The sequence below is a fragment of the Gramella sp. MAR_2010_147 genome (assembly GCF_900105135.1).
Taxonomy (GTDB): Bacteria; Bacteroidota; Bacteroidia; order Flavobacteriales; family Flavobacteriaceae; genus Christiangramia.
Window position 1 is genome coordinate 3,002,306 of the sequence record NZ_LT629741.1, and the last position, 16,772, is coordinate 3,019,077.

The window sequence follows — 16,772 nt, forward strand, 5'->3', positions numbered from 1 at the left end:
CTGGAAAACCTGAATGTATGATTGAAGCAAATCTAATTATTAAGTAAGATGAAAAGAAGAGAGTTTGTAATAAAAGGAGGCCTAACTTCTATGGCCTTGACCGCATCTACTTCTCTATTAGGGAATGTTAATTCTATCCTTGGAGCAAATGATACTATAAATATTGGGATTATTGGAACCGGTAGAAGAGGTAGGGGATTAATACCTATTGTCAAGCAGATAAAAAACCTGAATATAGTGGCTTGTTGTGATGTTATTCCTTCACATCTGGATATGGCGCTAAAGCAGGTCGATGGTCGTGCCAGGGGATATTCAGATTATCGGAAATTGCTGGATGATAGGGATGTGGATGCAGTACTGGTGGCAACTCCGTTTAGTATGCATTCTAATATGAACATTGATGCAATGAATGCTGGTAAACATGTTTACGGTGAAAAAACCCTGGCAAAAGGTTATGATGGAATTCAGAATTTGCTTAAAGCAAGGAATTCTAAGATAATTTTTCAAACAGGGCATCAATATCACAGTTCCAGGTTGTATTCCCATATTATTGAATTAATCCAAGGGGGTAAGATTGGACAAATAGCTGCCCTAGAATGTCAATGGAATCGATCTGGTGACTGGCGGCGTCCAGTGGATGATCCTGAGATGGAAAGATTGATAAACTGGCGCATGTACAGAGAATATTCAGGGGGACTCACCGCCGAACTCTCTTCTCACCAAATAGATTTCGCCATGTGGTTGTTAGAATCTACACCAACACAGGTGATGGGTACAGGAGGGATCGATTACTGGAAGGACGGCAGGGAAACCTATGATAACACCCATTTAATCTATAGCTATCCTAATGGGGTAGAAGCAAAATATACCTGTCTTACCACTAATGCAAGGAGTGATTACCAGATAAAAGTGATGGGTGATAAAGGTACGATTATATTAGATAACACGAGAGCCTGGTTTTACCCTGAAGTTATTCCTAAGGATAAAGAAAAAGAGATTGGAAATGTTGACGGAGTTTCTGGAGCCACTATTCAATGGGAAGAAGGGAAAGGAATTCCAATAAATGTTGAGCACGCGAACCCCAGCAAACAAGCCTTGATGGATTTTAGAGATAGCGTTATAAACAACAAAGTTCCTCTTTCTAATCTTATCACAGGTTCTCAAACCGCTATTGCCGTACAAATGGCATTGGATGCTATGTATAATAATGAGATTGTAAAATGGAAATCAGAGTTTGATACCTGGCTTTCAGAGGCTCGGTGTCCTTAGAAATGTTTTTGATTTTCCAGAAAAGATCAGATTCAACAATCAAGATAGAAGTAAATATTGCCTAAAATTTTAAGTAAATAAAAAGAAATGAAAATTAAATCAAACGATCGACTAACTCTGCTAACCTTATTTTTAGGTTTCCTTATTTGCCTTGGAAGTGCTTCAGTAATGGCCCAGGAATTTGAGATTGGTTCTCCAAATCAGAAGCTAGAGGCTTCCATAACTCTAGGTGACAAAATTTATTACTCCCTTTCCTATTCAGGTGAAAAATTGCTGGATAATAACTATTTGAGCATGACTCTGAAGGATGAAACCCTGGGAATTGATCCAAAATTTCAATCTAAAGAAACTGGAGAGAATAACAAGAAATCTTCTCCCGTGGTTCCGCTAAAATTTTCTACAATTAAAGATCATTATAAAAGCTTGGTTCTTAAGTTTAAGGGAGGTTATAGTGTAGAGTTCAGGGCTTATGATGATGGTTTCGCCTACAGGTTCATTACCGATAAACGGAAGGAAATAGAGGTGATTGATGAAGAATTTGTGATCAATTTTCACGAAAATTATACGGTGCATTTGCAGCAAACACCTTCTTTTAAAACAAATTATGAATATCCCTATACCCATCTAGAATCTGAAAATTTTAATGCTGAAAGTAATATGTCAACTTTACCAGTGTTGATTGAAACTAATAGCCAGTATAATATCTTAATATCTGAATCAGATCTATTTGATTATCCGGCAATGTTCTTAAAAGGAACAGATAATAATGGAATGCGATCCATATTTCCCAAAAATCCGGTGAAGTTTGAAGAAGATAATGACCGAAGAGTGAAAATAATAGAACGGGCAGATTATATAGCCAAAACATCGGGCAAAAGAAGTTTTCCGTGGAGATACTTCGTGATTTCTGAGGAAGATGGGGATTTGTTAGAAAATACCATGACCTACAAGCTGGCGCCAAATAATAAAATAGAAGATCCATCATGGATAAGGCCTGGACAGGTGAGTTGGGAATGGTGGAATGGAGCATCGGCCTACAATGTCGACTTTGTTTCGGGATACAATGAAGAAACTTATAAGTACTATATTGACTTCGCTTCAGAATTTGGAATTTCTTACATCATTATGGATGAAGGCTGGGCAGAAAGTACAACCGATCCTTATACACCTAACCCCGACATAGATTTATTCGAACTTATAAAATATGGAAAAGAGAGAAATGTAGATATAGTTCTTTGGCTACCATGGTTAACAGTGGAGCACAATTTTGAGCTTTTCAAAACTTTTAATGAATGGGGTATTGCCGGGGTGAAAGTAGATTTCATGGATCGTAGTGACCAGTGGATGGTAAACTTTTACGAAAGAGTGGCAAAAGAAGCAGCTAAAAATCAATTGTTCATAGATTTTCATGGATCTTTTAAACCTGCAGGTTTAGAGAGAGCGTATCCCAATATTTTAACCTATGAGGGTGTTTTAGGAATGGAGCAAATGAGCCGGGCAAAACCAGATAATAGTATCTACCTGCCTTTTATGAGGAATGCGGTAGGTGCTATGGACTATACACCTGGAGCAATGATAAGTATGCAACCCGAAATATACCATAGTCAAAGACCAAATTCAGCAGGAATAGGTACAAGAGTCTATCAGATGGCACTTTTCATAATCTTTGAAAGCGGTCTTCAGATGTTAGCAGATAGTCCGTCAAATTATTATAGGGAAAGAGAGAGTACCGAATTTATTACTCAGGTTCCGGTTACCTGGGACGAAACCCGAGCCTTGGATAACAAAATAGGGGAATATGTAATAGTTGCTAAACGTAAGGGTGATAAATGGTATATAGGAGGAATGACCAATAACGATGAGAAGGAACGTGTTTTTGAAGTAAATCTCGATTTTCTGGAAAATGATGATTCATACAATATGATCTATTTTGAAGACGGTGTGAACGCCGAAAGGCAAGCAATGGATTATAGAAAAGGAGAAGCCCAGTTAGATAACGAAAGCTCTATTAAAATTAAGATGGCAAGAAATGGTGGTTTTGTAGCGGTGATTGAAAAAAATGATTAATGAGAAATTTTCCTGTAAAAAGATAAGCTTTTTAGGAATTAGATCCTTTTAAAAGCAGATATTCATTTAGACTGAAAAAAGGAAGAATGATATCAATAATTGATGGAGTAGGAAGACTGCTTAAAAGCTAAAGGTCTTCTTTAAACGGAGGCCCTTATACATTCACTTTAAAATATCGTATAGTTAATGAATCAAAAAAAAACTTATAGAACGGCATTTATTTTCCTAACCATACTCTTCTTTTTATGGGGGTTTATAACGGTTCTCGTCGATTCTTTGATACCCCGGCTAAGGGAAGTGTTTACCTTAAGCTATTTTCAAGCTGGCATGGTTCAGTTTGCCTTTTTTGGCGCCTATTTTGTGCTTTCCATCCCGGCTGGATATATTCTTTCAAAAATAGGATATAAGAAAGGTATTATTCTAGGGCTTATTACAATGGCTGTGGGAAGTTTACTCTTTTATCCGGCGGCCTCCATGCGGGTATTCGGTATTTTTATGCTCGCTTATTTTATGCTGGCTGCTGGAATTACGGTATTGCAGGTAGCTGCTAATCCATATGTCACAGTATTAGGTCCTGAGCGAACAGCATCAAGTCGGCTTAACCTGTCTCAGGCATTTAATTCACTTGGTACCGCTCTAGCTCCGGCGATTGGAGCATTGTTTATCCTTAAAGATCGGGTAATGGCAACAGCTGAAATTGAATCTCTGAGCGAGGCTGCCAAAACTGATTACTATATTAATGAAGCCGCTGCCGTACAGGTGCCCTTTCTTGGAATTGCTGGTTTTATAGGTGTTATTGCTTTAGTCTTTGTATTCGTCAATCTCCCTAAGATTGGAAATACCGCTGCCTCTAATGATTATTTACCTGTCTTGAAAAACAGGAATTTGATGATGGGAGCCTTTGGGATTTTTTTCTATGTTGGGGCTGAAGTAGCCTTAGGTAGTTATATGGTCAACTATTTTTTAAGCCTGGATTTGGCTGAGACAGTTAGAAATACGCCTTTTATGGGCACTATTGCTGAGTGGGTGTTGAATTCCAGAATAACCGCCTCCAGCGATATGGCGGTGGTTGGCGTTTTTGTGACCTTCTACTGGACAGGAGCTATGATCGGAAGATTTATTGGTTCTTACCTGACCAAACTTATAAATCCTGCTAAAGTGCTGGTGGGTTTTGCTCTGGGTGCGGTAACAATGATCCTGATTTCTTCGTTCTCGACCGGACTCATAGCCATGTGGACGCTAATTGCCGTTGGACTCTTTAATTCTATTATGTTTCCAACGATATTCAGTTTGGCCCTTGATGGTCTAGGGAATGATAAACCTCAGGGTTCAGGAGTTCTTTGTACTATGATTGTTGGAGGAGCCATTATTCCTCCACTGTTTGGATTCTTAACCGATTCCTTTGGATTTGACAAGGCTTTTCTCATAGTTATTTTATGTTATGCTTATATATTCTTCTATGGTTATAGAAATAAATCAAATAAAATAGAAGCTACCATTAGATAGTATCATTTATGATTTTTCATATCCGATATTTTGGAATTATTTTATTCATTTTAGGTCCTTTCTCTTTAACCGGACAGGAATTTGAGTTTTTAGAAACGAAGGAGGGGATTTCGCTTTTAGAAAATGATAATCCCAGATTTTTCTATCGGACTGTTCCGGTAGATATTAATAGTCGTTTTGTTAGAGCCAATTATATCCATCCACTGTACGGACTTGATGGAGAATTGCTAACCGAAGATTTTCCCGATGATCACCCCCATCATCATGGAATTTTCTGGTCATGGCATCAATTGTATGCTGAAGGTAAAAGGATTGGAGATCCTTGGCTTAATGAAGGTATCGAATGGAAAGTAATTAAAACCGAAACGCAGGTCAGGTGTAAGAAAGCCGTCCTTAATTCAGAAATCTTGTGGATGGATACCCTGAACTCCAGAGCAGTGCTAAAAGAAAATCTTACCATTACTTTCAATCGCGTGGAGAAAGACGCTTATACGTTAGAATTTGAAATTAAACTGAAAGCCCTTTTAGATGGAGTAGCCATTGGAGGATCTGAAGATGACAAAGGTTATGGTGGATTTTCAGCCAGGTTAAGATTGCCGGAAGATGTTAGTTTTCATAGTGTTGGGGGTAATGTGGAACCACAAAATTTACCGGTTACGGCAGGACCTTGGATGAATATTTCAGGAATATGTAATTCTCAGGTGGTTATGATGGGAGAACCAGAAAATCTAAGTAGATATCAGGGATGGATTCTTAGAAGTGCCAATAGTATGCAAAATATGGCTTTTCCAGGCCAAACTCCTCTTGACATAAAGAAAGGGGACACAATATCTTTTCGCAATCAATTATTGGTACATCGTAATTTAAGTAGGGAGAAAATAATGGTTCATTACCTAAAATTTAGGGGAGATATGTTTTTTAAAAATAGGTCGGGTCTTGAAAATTAAAATTATTAATAAACAATGTAAATTATAAGTAATGAAAAATTTTATCTTTTTTATATTGATCATAATGTCTGTAGGGGTTGCAGCACAAAAAAGCCCAACACTTTTTTTAATTGGTGACTCCACCATGGCGGATAAAGAAAATCCAGAAACTAATCCTCAGTATGGATGGGGACAATTGCTTCCTGAGCTTATGACAACAGGTATTCAAATTGAAAATCATGCGGTAAACGGTAGAAGTAGTCGAAGCTTCATTTTGGAGGGACGTTGGGAAGAGGTGAAAAGTAAATTGAAACCCGGTGATTTCGTATTTATCCAGTTTGGTCATAACGATCAGAAAATTGCGGATCCGAAAAAGTTTACCAATCCTTATACACAATATAGGGCCAATCTCGAAAGATACGTTAAGGAGACCCGGCAAAAAAATGCTCATGCTGTTTTACTAACCTCTATTGTTCGCCGGAACTTCAATGAAGATGGATCATTGATCGATACACATGGCGAATATCCTCTGGTAACAAGAATGGTCGCTAGGGATCTGGAGGTGCCTTTTGTAGACATGCAATTGTTTACTGAGCAGCTGGAAATAGCCTTTGGTCCCGAGGCTACAAAAAGTTTACACCTTCATATTGAACCCGGAGAAAATGACTATGTGCCAAAAGGAATGGAGGACAATACTCATCTGTCGAGGAAGGGAGCTATTCTTGTGTCTACCTTGGCTCTTCAGGAATTAGTCCGGTTGGATCATGAACTCAAAAGGTATATAAGACCAGAAGTCTTGAAGATAAATCCTTTTGAAAAAGATTAAATCAGAACTCAATAAAACAGAAGCAATATCTCTGTTACATTCTTTAATTTTTTGAGAGCATAACATAGATATGCATTTTAGAATAACCTGGTTTAATAATACTTATAATTTTAGAGAGAAAAACCTAATCACGATTATGGCAAAAATTTTTGAACAAAGCTGGAGGTGGTACGGGCCTCATGATCCTGTATGTCTTTCCACTATTAAACAGGCTGGAGCAAACGGAGTGGTGACTGCACTGCACCATATTCCTGTAGGTGAAGTTTGGACTACTGAAGAAATTCAAAAACGAAAAACTTTGCTGGAGACAAGTAATAAAAAAAATCCGTTTCCTCTTTACTGGAATGTGGTTGAAAGTTTGCCAGTTCATGAATATATCAAGCAGGGGAGACCAGAACGGGATGAACTGATTGAAAAGTATAAGAAAAGCCTGAGGAATCTTGGGAAGGAGGGAATTACCAGAATATGCTACAATTTTATGCCGGTTTTGGATTGGTTACGTACCAATGTTCAGTTTAAACTGGATGATGGAAGTACGGCGCTTCTGCACGATAAAAAAGATCTTGTAATCTTCGACCTTTTTATTCTGAGAAGAGAAAATGCAGAAAAGGATTATGAAATAGCTTTGGTTGCCGAAGCTAAAGCAAAATACTCTAAAATGAGTTATGAGGAATTAGAAACACTTAAAAATAGTCTAATGATGGCTTTGCCAGGTGATGAGAAAGGCTTTACGCTCGACAAGCTAAGAAAATGCGTAAAAGAATATAAAAATATTAATGCAGAGGAGTTGCGGGAGAATCTTATATACTTTCTAAAAGAAGTGATCCCTGTTGCAGAAGAGGCCGGAATCAATATGGCTATTCATCCAGATGATCCGCCATGGGCGGTAATGGGACTACCCAGAGTTGTAAGCACTTCAGAAGATCTGGAATATATCTTTAAAACTGTCCCTTCAATACAGAATGGTCTGACTTTTTGCAGTGGAAGTCTAGGAGCTAAAGAGGAGAATAATCTTAACGAAATCATTACTAAATTTTATAAAAGAATACATTTTGTGCACCTACGTTCAGTACAAAGAGAGGAAAATGCCCGGTTTTATGAAGCAAATCATCTCGAAGGAAGTGCTGGGATGTTTTGTCTGGTAAAGACTTTCTATGAAATGAAAGAAAAATACTTAACGGAGCCTATACCGATGCGGCCTGATCATGGACATCAAATGCTTCAGGACCTTGATAAACAATCTTATCCAGGTTATTCAGCAATTGGTCGTCTTCGGGGTTTGGCAGAAATACGTGGACTTGAATATGGAATTTTAAATTATATGCAAACGTTAAAATAATGAGAGATCTAAAAGGGAAAGTAGCGGTAATAACTGGAGGAAATGGAGTGCTGGGTGGAGCCATAGCGATGGGTTTTGCAGAGAAAGGTATTCGAGTAGGAATTTTGGGAAGGAACGAGAAAACTGTAAATAAAAGGGTTAATGAAATAAAACAAAAAGGAGGAGCCGCAATGGCTTTGGTAGCCAACGTGTTAGACCGAGAAAAGCTCACATTGGCAAAAGAAGCTCTTGAAAAGGAATTTGATAAAATTGATATTCTGGTAAATGCTGCAGGTGGAAATATGAAAGGAGCGACAATTACTCCAAAACAGACTATTTTCGACCTGGATATTGATGATTTCGATAAGGTAAACCAATTAAATTTAAAAGGAACCGTATTACCCACGATCGTCTTTGGCAAATCCATGACCGAGCAGAAAAGAGGAAGTATTATTAATATTTCTTCAATGGCAGCGGAGCGAGCTCTTACAAGAGTAATGGGATATTCTACAGCCAAAGCAGCTATAGATAATTTTACAAAATGGCTGGCAATTGAAATGACTCAGAAATATGGTGATGGAATTCGCGTAAACGCCATTGCTCCAGGATTTTTTATTGGTGATCAGAACAGAGAGCTTTTATTAAAAGCAGACGGCAGCCCTACTGAAAGAGGAGAGAATATTGTTAATCAAACACCTATGAAACGCTTTGGGAAACCGGAAGAATTACAAGGAGTCGCCAACTGGCTTGCGAGTTCAGAATCTTCATTCGTGACAGGGATCGTAGTCCCCGTAGATGGAGGTTTTGGTGCTTTTAGTGGCGTTTAAAAGATGCAAAAATCACCCTTATAATTTAAGCCTGACTTTACAGGATAGATCTCCTGACAGTTTGTTGAAAATTACTAGAGCTAGGATTCATAATTCTTCGCAATTTTAAATACATATTAATAAAAAATTCTAGATGGAAGTATATCCTATAAAATTCACTCCAATTTGTAAGCATAAATTATGGGGAGGAAATAAATTAAAATAATTATTGAATAAACCCGTCTCTGAAAATAATATCGGAGAGAGTTGGGAGATTTCTGGAGTAAAAAATAATGTGACTAAAGTTGAAAATGGGATTTACCAAAATAAGGGTCTAAATGATCTGGTTAAGCAATTTAAGGGTAAACTTTTAGGGAAAGAAAATTACCAGCGTTATGGAGAAGAATTTCCTTTATTAATCAAGTTTATAGATGCTAATGAAAATTTATCTGTGCAATTACATCCGGATGATGACTTAGCTAGAGAAAGGCATAACTCTTTTGGTAAAAACGAAATGTGGTATTTGATGGATACTGAGCAGGATTCTTTTCTCAATTTAGGATTAAAGAAAAATGTTCAAGAAACGGAAGTGCTACAGGCAATTGAGAATAACAACCTAGTTGATTTACTAAATTTCCAAAAAGTTCATCGAGGAGAATCATATTTCATCAAAGCAGGAAAAATTCATGCCATTGGAGGCGGGATAGTTTTAGCTGAAATTCAACAAACATCAGATATAACATATCGTATTTACGATTGGGGATAGAATTGATTCTAATGGATATAGCCGTGAAATGCATCTTGAAGAGGCAAAACAAGCTATTGATTATGACAACTCATATAATTTTAACTTATCATATTCTTTTAACAACGATAATTTTGCAGAATTAATCTCTTGTAAGTTTTTCACTACCAATATTCTCCTTATTGATAAACGATATACAAAGAATTTTTCTTTTCTCGATTCCTTTATTATCTATATATGTGTAGAGGGGAAGATAAATATAGAGGCTCATGGTAATACTTTAAATATGGAGATGGGCGAATGTATATTATTACCAGCGATATCGAACATCATTGAATTTTTTCCGGAAGAGAAAACAAAATTACTTGAAGTTTATATTTAACTCAATTTGATATTTAGTGTTTTTAGGTGAAAAGTTATATCAGTTCCTTAAGATTATTATGGAAATTTATTAAAACTTGGATTATTGGTCGTATATCTATTATTACACTAATTATTCTCTGGTGAACTAGAAATTTCCAAAAGTTTGATGACACAGAACAATCGGGTTTTTTCTTTCACTTGAACGAAGTCCTATTTTGGAAGAATCTATCAAATTTAGTTTTAATCAGACGGCAGAAACCGCTATGTTTTTTTATAAGTCTTTCTCATTTTTACAATTTTTATAAACCATACGCCATAACCTGCTCCTTATCCTAGAGATTTAAAAATAAAGTTAATGACAAATAAATAAAGAGTAAGCAACCTAATTTTTCGTATCTAAAAGAATAAATATTTAAAGTTTTCTCTATAAGTATTTTGAGTTTTTATTTAAGAGAATTGTCTTTCTCTTGATAAAAATTGACCGAATTATTAAAAAGATTATTGGCTTTTTTCTGCCACCATATTTTTGATTTTTAAGGTAGTAAAGTGTTCTTTTTCATATCCTTTATCCATTTTTTAGTAAAAAACTTGCCGTTTTATGGGGACCGCGAGGGTTTTTTAGTAAAAAACCAAAAGCCCTTTATTACTTTACATTTTCCTTACTATCAAAAGCAGTTATTTGAGTGTATCTCCAATGAAAAATCAGCCGTAACCTCGCAGCGCAGGTTACCCTCTTGCTTTTCCTTTTTATCGGTCTCGCCGAATTTTTTAGAAGTTAATTGGAAGGCGTTGGTTTAATAGGATTGAAAACTGATTTTAAGATGGCTGGCGCCAAAGAATTTTTTAAAATTCAATGAAATCTAAATTTTATTGAGAATATTATAAAAGAAAAAAGATGACCTTAAAAAGACCACCTTTAGAAAATTAGGACAAAAAAGAGCTCATAGAATTCCTTCATCAGCAAAACTAAAAAAGTCACCGTCGGGGGTTAAGATTAAATGATCGAGGACTTTTATATCAAAAAGGATCGCTGCATTTTTTATTTTTTCGGTGATTCTTTTATCTGCAATACTAGGTCTAAGGGTGCCGCTGGGATGGTTATGTGCAAGTATTATAGAGGTAGTAAGACTTTTAAGAATAACTGCAAATACAATTCTAAGATCCACAAGAGTACCGGTAATTCCTCCGGTAGAGACTTGAAAAATTCCTTTCACCTTATTAGCATTGTTAAGCAGCATGATTTTAAAACATTCCTGCAGTCCTATCTGGTCTTTATTCCATGTTTTAAATAAAAGTTCTGTAGCACAGAGGGAAGAGGTTATTTTAGGAGCCTGGGATATTTTAAAATTTCCCTGATACTTTATCGCGATTTCATTAACTTTAGTTTTCATAATTGATCATGTTAAAGTGTTAATATGATAAGAGGGCGTTACCCTGAGCAAGTACGCCCTCTTTGATTTTAAGCCTTACGACCTGGGGCCATTTTCATTACCGGCATTATTACCTCCCAGTAAAAGAATTTCACTGGCGATAACTTCAGTAACATATCGTTTCTCACCTTCATTGGTTTCATAGGAGCGGGAGGAGAGTTTCCCTTCTATGGCGATTTCTTTTCCCTTTCCAACATAGTTTTCAATAATCTCTGCGGTTTTACCCCATGCAACGATACTATGCCATTGGGTATCCTGTATTTTTTCGCCATTAGCATTTTTATAAAATTCATTGGTGGCCATTGAAAAGGAGGCTACTTTCTTAGCATTTTCAAGATTTTTGATCTCTGGGGCATTCCCCACGTTTCCGATTAACTGAACTTTGTTTCTAAGCGTTTTCATAATTGAAATATTTAAATGAATAATTGATTTACTTATTGTATCCTGAGCGTTTTCCTTTTTTGTTTTTTTTCTTTTTCCGCTTCAGTTTTATTGATTTGATACGATTTCATGGTTGCTGTTTTAAAATTTACTTCCTGTAGAGCCTTCACTGTTACCTTTTTGATGCAGATACAGTTTCAGGATTTAGAATTAGGAAGGACTTATAAAAGGGAAAGCTTAGCGGCCGGTTATGCAGTCTGGACTAACTTCTAAATCATGGTATTTTGCAATCCAAAAAGGGAAGTATAGTGAAGGCCTGGGTAAAAGTTTAAATAACCTAGAGGAGTATTAAGGGAATATGGAGGGGAAAAATTCTTGAGAGGAATTTTAAAATTACTATAATAGCATTCGTGCTTTTATTTAAAAAACATAAAAATTTCAGATAGGAATGAAGGTCGATTCTCTATGAATAATATCAGCTTTAAGAACTATTTCAAATTCTTTAGCTGGTAATCTCCCTTCAATCCTATCTATTAATGTATGTACTGCTACCTCACCTTGCTGGTTTGCTTTCTGGTCGATTGAGCTTAAAGAAGGTAGAAAGGTTTCTCCCATTTTTCCATTTGTAAATCCAATTAGAGAGACATCTTGTGGTATCCTGTAATTACAATTCAGGATATTTCTTGCAGTAAGGATGGTCGTAAGTTCATCGGAAGTTAATATTCCGTCCAATTGTTTCTCGTGAAGCATTTTTTTTAATTGTTCTAAGGGAAAGTTGTCACTGTCCACTTCAATGATCTTTTGCTGGAGGCCATTTTTAGTCACGGCTTTTGTATATCCGTCAATTCTATTTTCGTTCACGCTTGTATTTGAAATACCTGAAAAATAGGAAACTTGGGTGCAACCGGAGTTGATAAGTTCAAGTGTAGCTAGTTCTGCTTCCAGAGTGTCATTAATAGATATTTTATCGGCCTCTATACCGTCAAGCAGTCTGTCGAACATTACGAGTGGAATTCCAAAGCGTTTAGGAAAGCCCAGGTGTTTTATTTCTGAAGTTGCCTGGGTCTCTTTTGATGGTGAGATCAATATTCCATCTACCTGGGACCTTATAAGCATTTCTATAGCCTGTTTTTCTTTGTGAACAGATTCTTTGGATATGCAAATAATTACTTTATACCCTAGTAGAGAAGCTTTCTCTTCAATACCATCCAGTACCATTGAAAAAAAGTTCGATAAAATAGCAGGGACAATGACCCCCAGGGTTTTAGTTTTTTTAAATTTTAACCCTTGGGCAAAGCTATTCGGGAAATATTCATGAATTTCTGCTAGTTCTCTTACCCTTTTCTTTGTAGAAGAACTTATCTCCGAACTGTCATTAAGGGCTTTGGAGACTGTACTTACAGAAAGGTCTAATTCTCTTGCTAGTTCCTTCAATGTTATATGTTGTTTCATAGCATCGATGATTCTTTAAGATTCACAAGATAACAACAAAAATGTTATCGATTACATTTTTAAGCGTTATTGGCCTCTCTTCCTTTAATTTTCGATGAATTTTTTTCGATTCCTGAAAAATATAGGATTTAAAAGGCCTTATTCTATATTTCTACAGCTCAGATATTAGAAAAATTCAAAAATTAACCATAAAAATTTTGTAATTGATAATTAATAAATATATTTACGTAATCGATTGCATTGTTAAAAAATTAAGAATTGATCAATGTGTTTAAGGTGTAATATTTAAATACATTGTTGTCAAAGGAACTGATAATCAATTTTTAACATAGTTATCCGATCTATTTAAGATGAAGTAACCGATAGTGTTTAAAAAATGAGTGAAAGAGCACTAACTAATTAATTTAACGAACTAATTTTATGGAACAGGTTTTTACTAAAACGTTTTCGGTTTTTCTGGGTAACCAGGAAAAAAGGATTAAGTATAAGCTGCATACTTTTCTCATGGTGTGCATACTGCTTGGAACAAATATGATTTTTGCTCAGAATACCGAAATTAGCGGTACCGTGCTTGCTGCTGATTCGAAAATGCCACTAGCAGGAGTAACTATATTAGAGAAAGGTACTTCTAATGGTGTAGTAACTAATTTTGATGGCGAGTATTCAATTCAAGTATCGGGTGAAGATGCTGTATTAGTTTATAGTTATGTTGGATTTCAGACACTTGAAGTTAATGCAGAAGGCAGAAATACTATTAATATTGAATTACTTGTAGATTCCAATGCATTGGATGAAGTTGTAGTGGTTGGATATGGTACAACGAAAAAATCGGATTTAACCGGATCTGTGGTGGCTATTTCAGGAAGCGAATTGGCTGAGCAGGGTAGGGCAAGTGTAGCTGAAGCTTTAACAGGAAGACTTCCTGGTGTACAGGTTCTTTCTACTGAGGGTTCACCTGATGCCGAAGTTAATATTCGAATTCGTGGTAACGGTTCTCTAACTCAGGATGGCTCACCCTTAATAATCGTAGATGGTTTTCCTGTTGGGAGTATGAGTGATATAAGTCCTACAGATATTGCAAGCATTTCGGTTTTGAAAGATGCTTCCTCTACAGCAATTTACGGTTCGAGAGGTGCAAATGGGGTTATTATTATTACCACTAAAGATGGAGTAAGCGGTAAAATTAGTGTAAATGTAAATTCATTTTATGGCTTTCAAAAAATAGCAAATACCATTGATGTTCTTTCACCCGAAGATTTTGTAAAATGGCAATATGAATATGCATTATTAGACGATCCTGAGAATTTGGATTCTTATGAAAGATATTTTGGGCTATGGCAGGATTATGATCTATATGAAGGCAAGGAAGGTAATAACTGGCAAAAACAAATTTATGGTAACATGGGTGAAGTTCAGAGCCACGATTTGGCAATTAGAGGTGGTTCCGAAAAATCCAGCTTCAATTTTAATTATGCACATTACGATGTAAATACCATCATGGTTGGCTCAGACTTTAAAAGGGATAACTTGTCTTTGGCACTTAAAAGTCAGGCTGGGGAGAAGGTAGATTTATCTTTTACCGTTAGATATTCAGATACTGAGATCAATGGAGGAGGTGCCAACGAACAAAACGAGATATCTTCTGCAGATTCCCGATTGAAGTATAGCGTTCAATACTCCCCAATTCCAATTTCAGGTCTTACTACTACAAATACAGACGATGCCTTAACAGGTTATTTGGTAAATCCTTTTGTAGCGACTGATGATAACCAAAGACAACAGCTTAGAAAGAATTATAATATGTTGGGAAGTTTTGGATGGAATATTATTGATAATCTTAGGTTTCAATCAGATTTTGGTCTGGATTACCGAATTGAACAGGATTACAGGTATTATGGCCGGTCTACGTATTATTCGAGTAATAGGCCATCTGCAAATAATCAGGGATTGCCTTCGCTAGTTTATCGTGATCGGAAGCGGGAAAGTTTTAGGAATGCCAATACCATTAATTATGATTTTAATAACTTCCTTACGGAAGATCACAACCTAAAACTACTTTTAGGTGAAGAGATGATCATTACCCGGGATAACATAGAAACTTCAGAAATTCAAGGTTTTCCAAAAGATTTTGATTTTGATACTACCAGGAGGTTAACGACTCAGGGTACTCCTCAAACTGTTGATAATTTTTATCGCCCCGATGATAAACTATTGTCCTTCTTTGGAAGGGTAAATTATGATTTTAAAAGTAAGTATTTAGTGACGGCTACTTACCGTGCTGATGGATCTAGCAAATTTCTTGGTGAGAATCGTTGGGGATATTTCCCCTCTGCTGCAGTAGCATGGAAAATGAAAGAAGAAAATTTTCTAAAAGATGTAGATTGGCTTGATGCTCTCAAATTAAGATTGAGTTATGGTGAGGCTGGTAATAACAATATTCCAGCAGGCCAAACAGTTCAAACCTTTCAGTCTAATACTACTACTTATTTAAATGAAATTCCAACATATTGGTCAGCTTCCAGAGTTTTGGCTAATCCAGACCTTAAATGGGAAACTACTGTAACGCAGAATGCTGGTATTGATTTTGAAATGTTTAATGGGGTATTGAGAGGAACCGTTGAGGCCTATAAAAATACTACTACCGATTTATTGCTCGCCTTTCGAACACCAGGTTCGGGGTACGAATTTCAATATAGAAACCTAGGTGAGATCCAAAATACAGGAATTGAGGGCTCACTGAATATTAATGCGATTACTAAGGAAGATTATGGAATAAGTTTTTCCCTCAATGCATCAGCGAACAAGAATAAGATTAATTCTTTAGGGACATTAGAAGATTATCAGGAGTATTCAGGTTGGGCATCCTCTCAAATTGGTAGTGATTATGCTGTTTGGGAAGGTCAACCGGTAGGAGCGATGTACGGCTATCAAAATGATGGGCGTTATGAAGTATCTGATTTTGACTTTGACCCTGCAACAGATACCTATACACTAAAACCTGATGTGGTAGACAATAGTGACGTTATTGGTGAAGTTATGCCGGGATCTTTAAAATTAAAGGATATTAACGGAGATGGAGTAGTGAATATCGATGATAACTCTATTATTGGGGATGCTAATCCAGATGTTACGGGTGGATTTGTAATCAATTCCTATGCATATGGATTTGATTTTTCTGCAGCCTTTAATTATAGTATTGGCAACGATGTTTATAATGCTAATAAAGTTCAATTTACCACAGCCAACGAAAATAGCCAGTATCGTAATTTAAGTAGTGTAATGGAGGATGGAAGAAGATGGACAAATCTTAATCCTGAAACGGGTCAACTTATAACCGATCCTGATGAACTAGCCGCAGCTAACGCAAATACAACTATGTGGTCTCCATCTATGCGAAGCTATGTATTTAGTGATTGGGCCGTAGAGGATGGCTCATTTCTTCGCTTAAACACTCTTACATTAGGATATACCCTTCCAAATTCGCTCGTTTCTAAATATAATATTACAACACTAAGATTTTATGCCACAGCAAATAATGTGTTTGTTTTGACCGATTACTCAGGCCTTGATCCTGAAGTGTCTACTAGAAGAAATACCCCTCTTACTCCGGGAGTAGATTATTCTCCGTTTCCAAGAAACAGACAAGTGGTATTTGGTTTAAACCTTAATTTTTAAAAATTAGA

13 protein-coding genes are annotated in these 16,772 nt (G+C 36.4%); 10 read left to right on the forward strand and 3 right to left on the reverse strand.

Annotation, left to right across the window (positions count from 1 at the left end):
* Nucleotides 1–48 precede the first annotated feature (48 nt).
* From BLT95_RS13570 to BLT95_RS14575, 9 genes are all read left to right on the forward strand, one after another.
* Nucleotides 49–1,269: a Gfo/Idh/MocA family oxidoreductase gene (locus BLT95_RS13570; RefSeq protein WP_089666684.1), complete on the forward strand. Its 1,221-nt coding sequence runs from the start codon at nucleotides 49–51 to the stop codon at nucleotides 1,267–1,269.
* Nucleotides 1,270–1,356: 87 nt separating this feature from the next.
* On the forward strand, nucleotides 1,357–3,336 hold the full coding sequence (locus BLT95_RS13575) for a glycoside hydrolase family 97 protein (protein ID WP_089666685.1): 1,980 nt from the start codon (nucleotides 1,357–1,359) through the stop codon (nucleotides 3,334–3,336).
* A gap of 186 nt (nucleotides 3,337–3,522) precedes the next feature.
* On the forward strand, nucleotides 3,523–4,842 hold the full coding sequence (locus BLT95_RS13580) for a sugar MFS transporter (protein WP_089666686.1): 1,320 nt from the start codon (nucleotides 3,523–3,525) through the stop codon (nucleotides 4,840–4,842).
* An 8-nt stretch (nucleotides 4,843–4,850) separates the two neighbouring features.
* Nucleotides 4,851–5,789: a DUF6807 family protein gene (locus BLT95_RS13585; protein ID WP_089666687.1), complete on the forward strand. Its 939-nt coding sequence runs from the start codon at nucleotides 4,851–4,853 to the stop codon at nucleotides 5,787–5,789.
* Between the two features lie 31 nt (nucleotides 5,790–5,820).
* Nucleotides 5,821–6,594: a rhamnogalacturonan acetylesterase gene (locus BLT95_RS13590; protein WP_089666688.1), complete on the forward strand. Its 774-nt coding sequence runs from the start codon at nucleotides 5,821–5,823 to the stop codon at nucleotides 6,592–6,594.
* A gap of 136 nt (nucleotides 6,595–6,730) precedes the next feature.
* A complete protein-coding gene (gene uxuA, locus BLT95_RS13595) occupies nucleotides 6,731–7,933 on the forward strand; it encodes a mannonate dehydratase (RefSeq protein ID WP_089666931.1) in 1,203 nt (400 codons plus the stop codon).
* Nucleotides 7,933–8,739: an SDR family oxidoreductase gene (locus BLT95_RS13600; protein WP_089666689.1), complete on the forward strand. Its 807-nt coding sequence runs from the start codon at nucleotides 7,933–7,935 to the stop codon at nucleotides 8,737–8,739. The genes uxuA and BLT95_RS13600 overlap by 1 nt, the downstream gene beginning before the upstream one ends.
* Nucleotides 8,740–8,947: 208 nt before the next feature.
* Nucleotides 8,948–9,484, forward strand: a complete 537-nt coding sequence (locus BLT95_RS14515) for a type I phosphomannose isomerase catalytic subunit (protein ID WP_231896372.1) — start codon at nucleotides 8,948–8,950, stop codon at nucleotides 9,482–9,484.
* 28 nt (nucleotides 9,485–9,512) lie between these two features.
* On the forward strand, nucleotides 9,513–9,845 hold the full coding sequence (locus BLT95_RS14575; RefSeq protein WP_347584293.1) for a hypothetical protein: 333 nt from the start codon (nucleotides 9,513–9,515) through the stop codon (nucleotides 9,843–9,845).
* A 922-nt stretch (nucleotides 9,846–10,767) separates the two neighbouring features.
* On the opposite strand, the gene BLT95_RS13610 is transcribed toward BLT95_RS14575, so the two are convergent.
* The 3 genes from BLT95_RS13610 to BLT95_RS13620 all read right to left on the reverse strand — a co-directional run bounded on the left by BLT95_RS13610 (nucleotide 10,768) and on the right by BLT95_RS13620 (nucleotide 13,089).
* On the reverse strand, nucleotides 10,768–11,217 hold the full coding sequence (locus BLT95_RS13610) for a JAB domain-containing protein (protein ID WP_089666690.1): 450 nt from the start codon (nucleotides 11,215–11,217) through the stop codon (nucleotides 10,768–10,770).
* Nucleotides 11,218–11,292: 75 nt separating this feature from the next.
* A complete protein-coding gene (gene ssb, locus BLT95_RS13615) occupies nucleotides 11,293–11,658 on the reverse strand; it encodes a single-stranded DNA-binding protein (RefSeq protein ID WP_089666691.1) in 366 nt (121 codons plus the stop codon).
* 417 nt (nucleotides 11,659–12,075) lie between these two features.
* Nucleotides 12,076–13,089: a LacI family DNA-binding transcriptional regulator gene (locus tag BLT95_RS13620; RefSeq protein WP_089666692.1), complete on the reverse strand. Its 1,014-nt coding sequence runs from the start codon at nucleotides 13,087–13,089 to the stop codon at nucleotides 12,076–12,078.
* Nucleotides 13,090–13,509: 420 nt separating this feature from the next.
* Here BLT95_RS13620 and BLT95_RS13625 point away from each other — a divergent pair, with 420 nt between their 5' ends.
* Nucleotides 13,510–16,764 (forward strand): TonB-dependent receptor, encoded by a 3,255-nt coding sequence (locus tag BLT95_RS13625; protein WP_231896373.1) that lies wholly within the window; start codon nucleotides 13,510–13,512, stop codon nucleotides 16,762–16,764.
* Nucleotides 16,765–16,772: the final 8 nt, after the last annotated feature.

Bases quoted from the DNA above. Each gene is read 5' to 3' on its own strand.
- BLT95_RS14575 (WP_347584293.1), top strand. From the start codon at position 9,513: ATGCATCTTGAAGAGGCAAAACAAGCTATTGATTATGACAACTCATAT.
- BLT95_RS13575 (WP_089666685.1), top strand. From the start codon at position 1,357: ATGAAAATTAAATCAAACGATCGACTAACTCTGCTAACCTTATTTTTA.
- BLT95_RS13625 (WP_231896373.1), top strand. From the start codon at position 13,510: ATGGAACAGGTTTTTACTAAAACGTTTTCGGTTTTTCTGGGTAACCAG.
- BLT95_RS13610 (WP_089666690.1), bottom strand. From the start codon at position 11,217: ATGAAAACTAAAGTTAATGAAATCGCGATAAAGTATCAGGGAAATTTT.
- BLT95_RS13590 (WP_089666688.1), top strand. From the start codon at position 5,821: ATGAAAAATTTTATCTTTTTTATATTGATCATAATGTCTGTAGGGGTT.
- uxuA (WP_089666931.1), top strand. From the start codon at position 6,731: ATGGCAAAAATTTTTGAACAAAGCTGGAGGTGGTACGGGCCTCATGAT.
- BLT95_RS13570 (WP_089666684.1), top strand. From the start codon at position 49: ATGAAAAGAAGAGAGTTTGTAATAAAAGGAGGCCTAACTTCTATGGCC.
- BLT95_RS13580 (WP_089666686.1), top strand. From the start codon at position 3,523: ATGAATCAAAAAAAAACTTATAGAACGGCATTTATTTTCCTAACCATA.
- BLT95_RS13585 (WP_089666687.1), top strand. From the start codon at position 4,851: ATGATTTTTCATATCCGATATTTTGGAATTATTTTATTCATTTTAGGT.
- BLT95_RS13620 (WP_089666692.1), bottom strand. From the start codon at position 13,089: ATGAAACAACATATAACATTGAAGGAACTAGCAAGAGAATTAGACCTT.
- ssb (WP_089666691.1), bottom strand. From the start codon at position 11,658: ATGAAAACGCTTAGAAACAAAGTTCAGTTAATCGGAAACGTGGGGAAT.
- BLT95_RS13600 (WP_089666689.1), top strand. From the start codon at position 7,933: ATGAGAGATCTAAAAGGGAAAGTAGCGGTAATAACTGGAGGAAATGGA.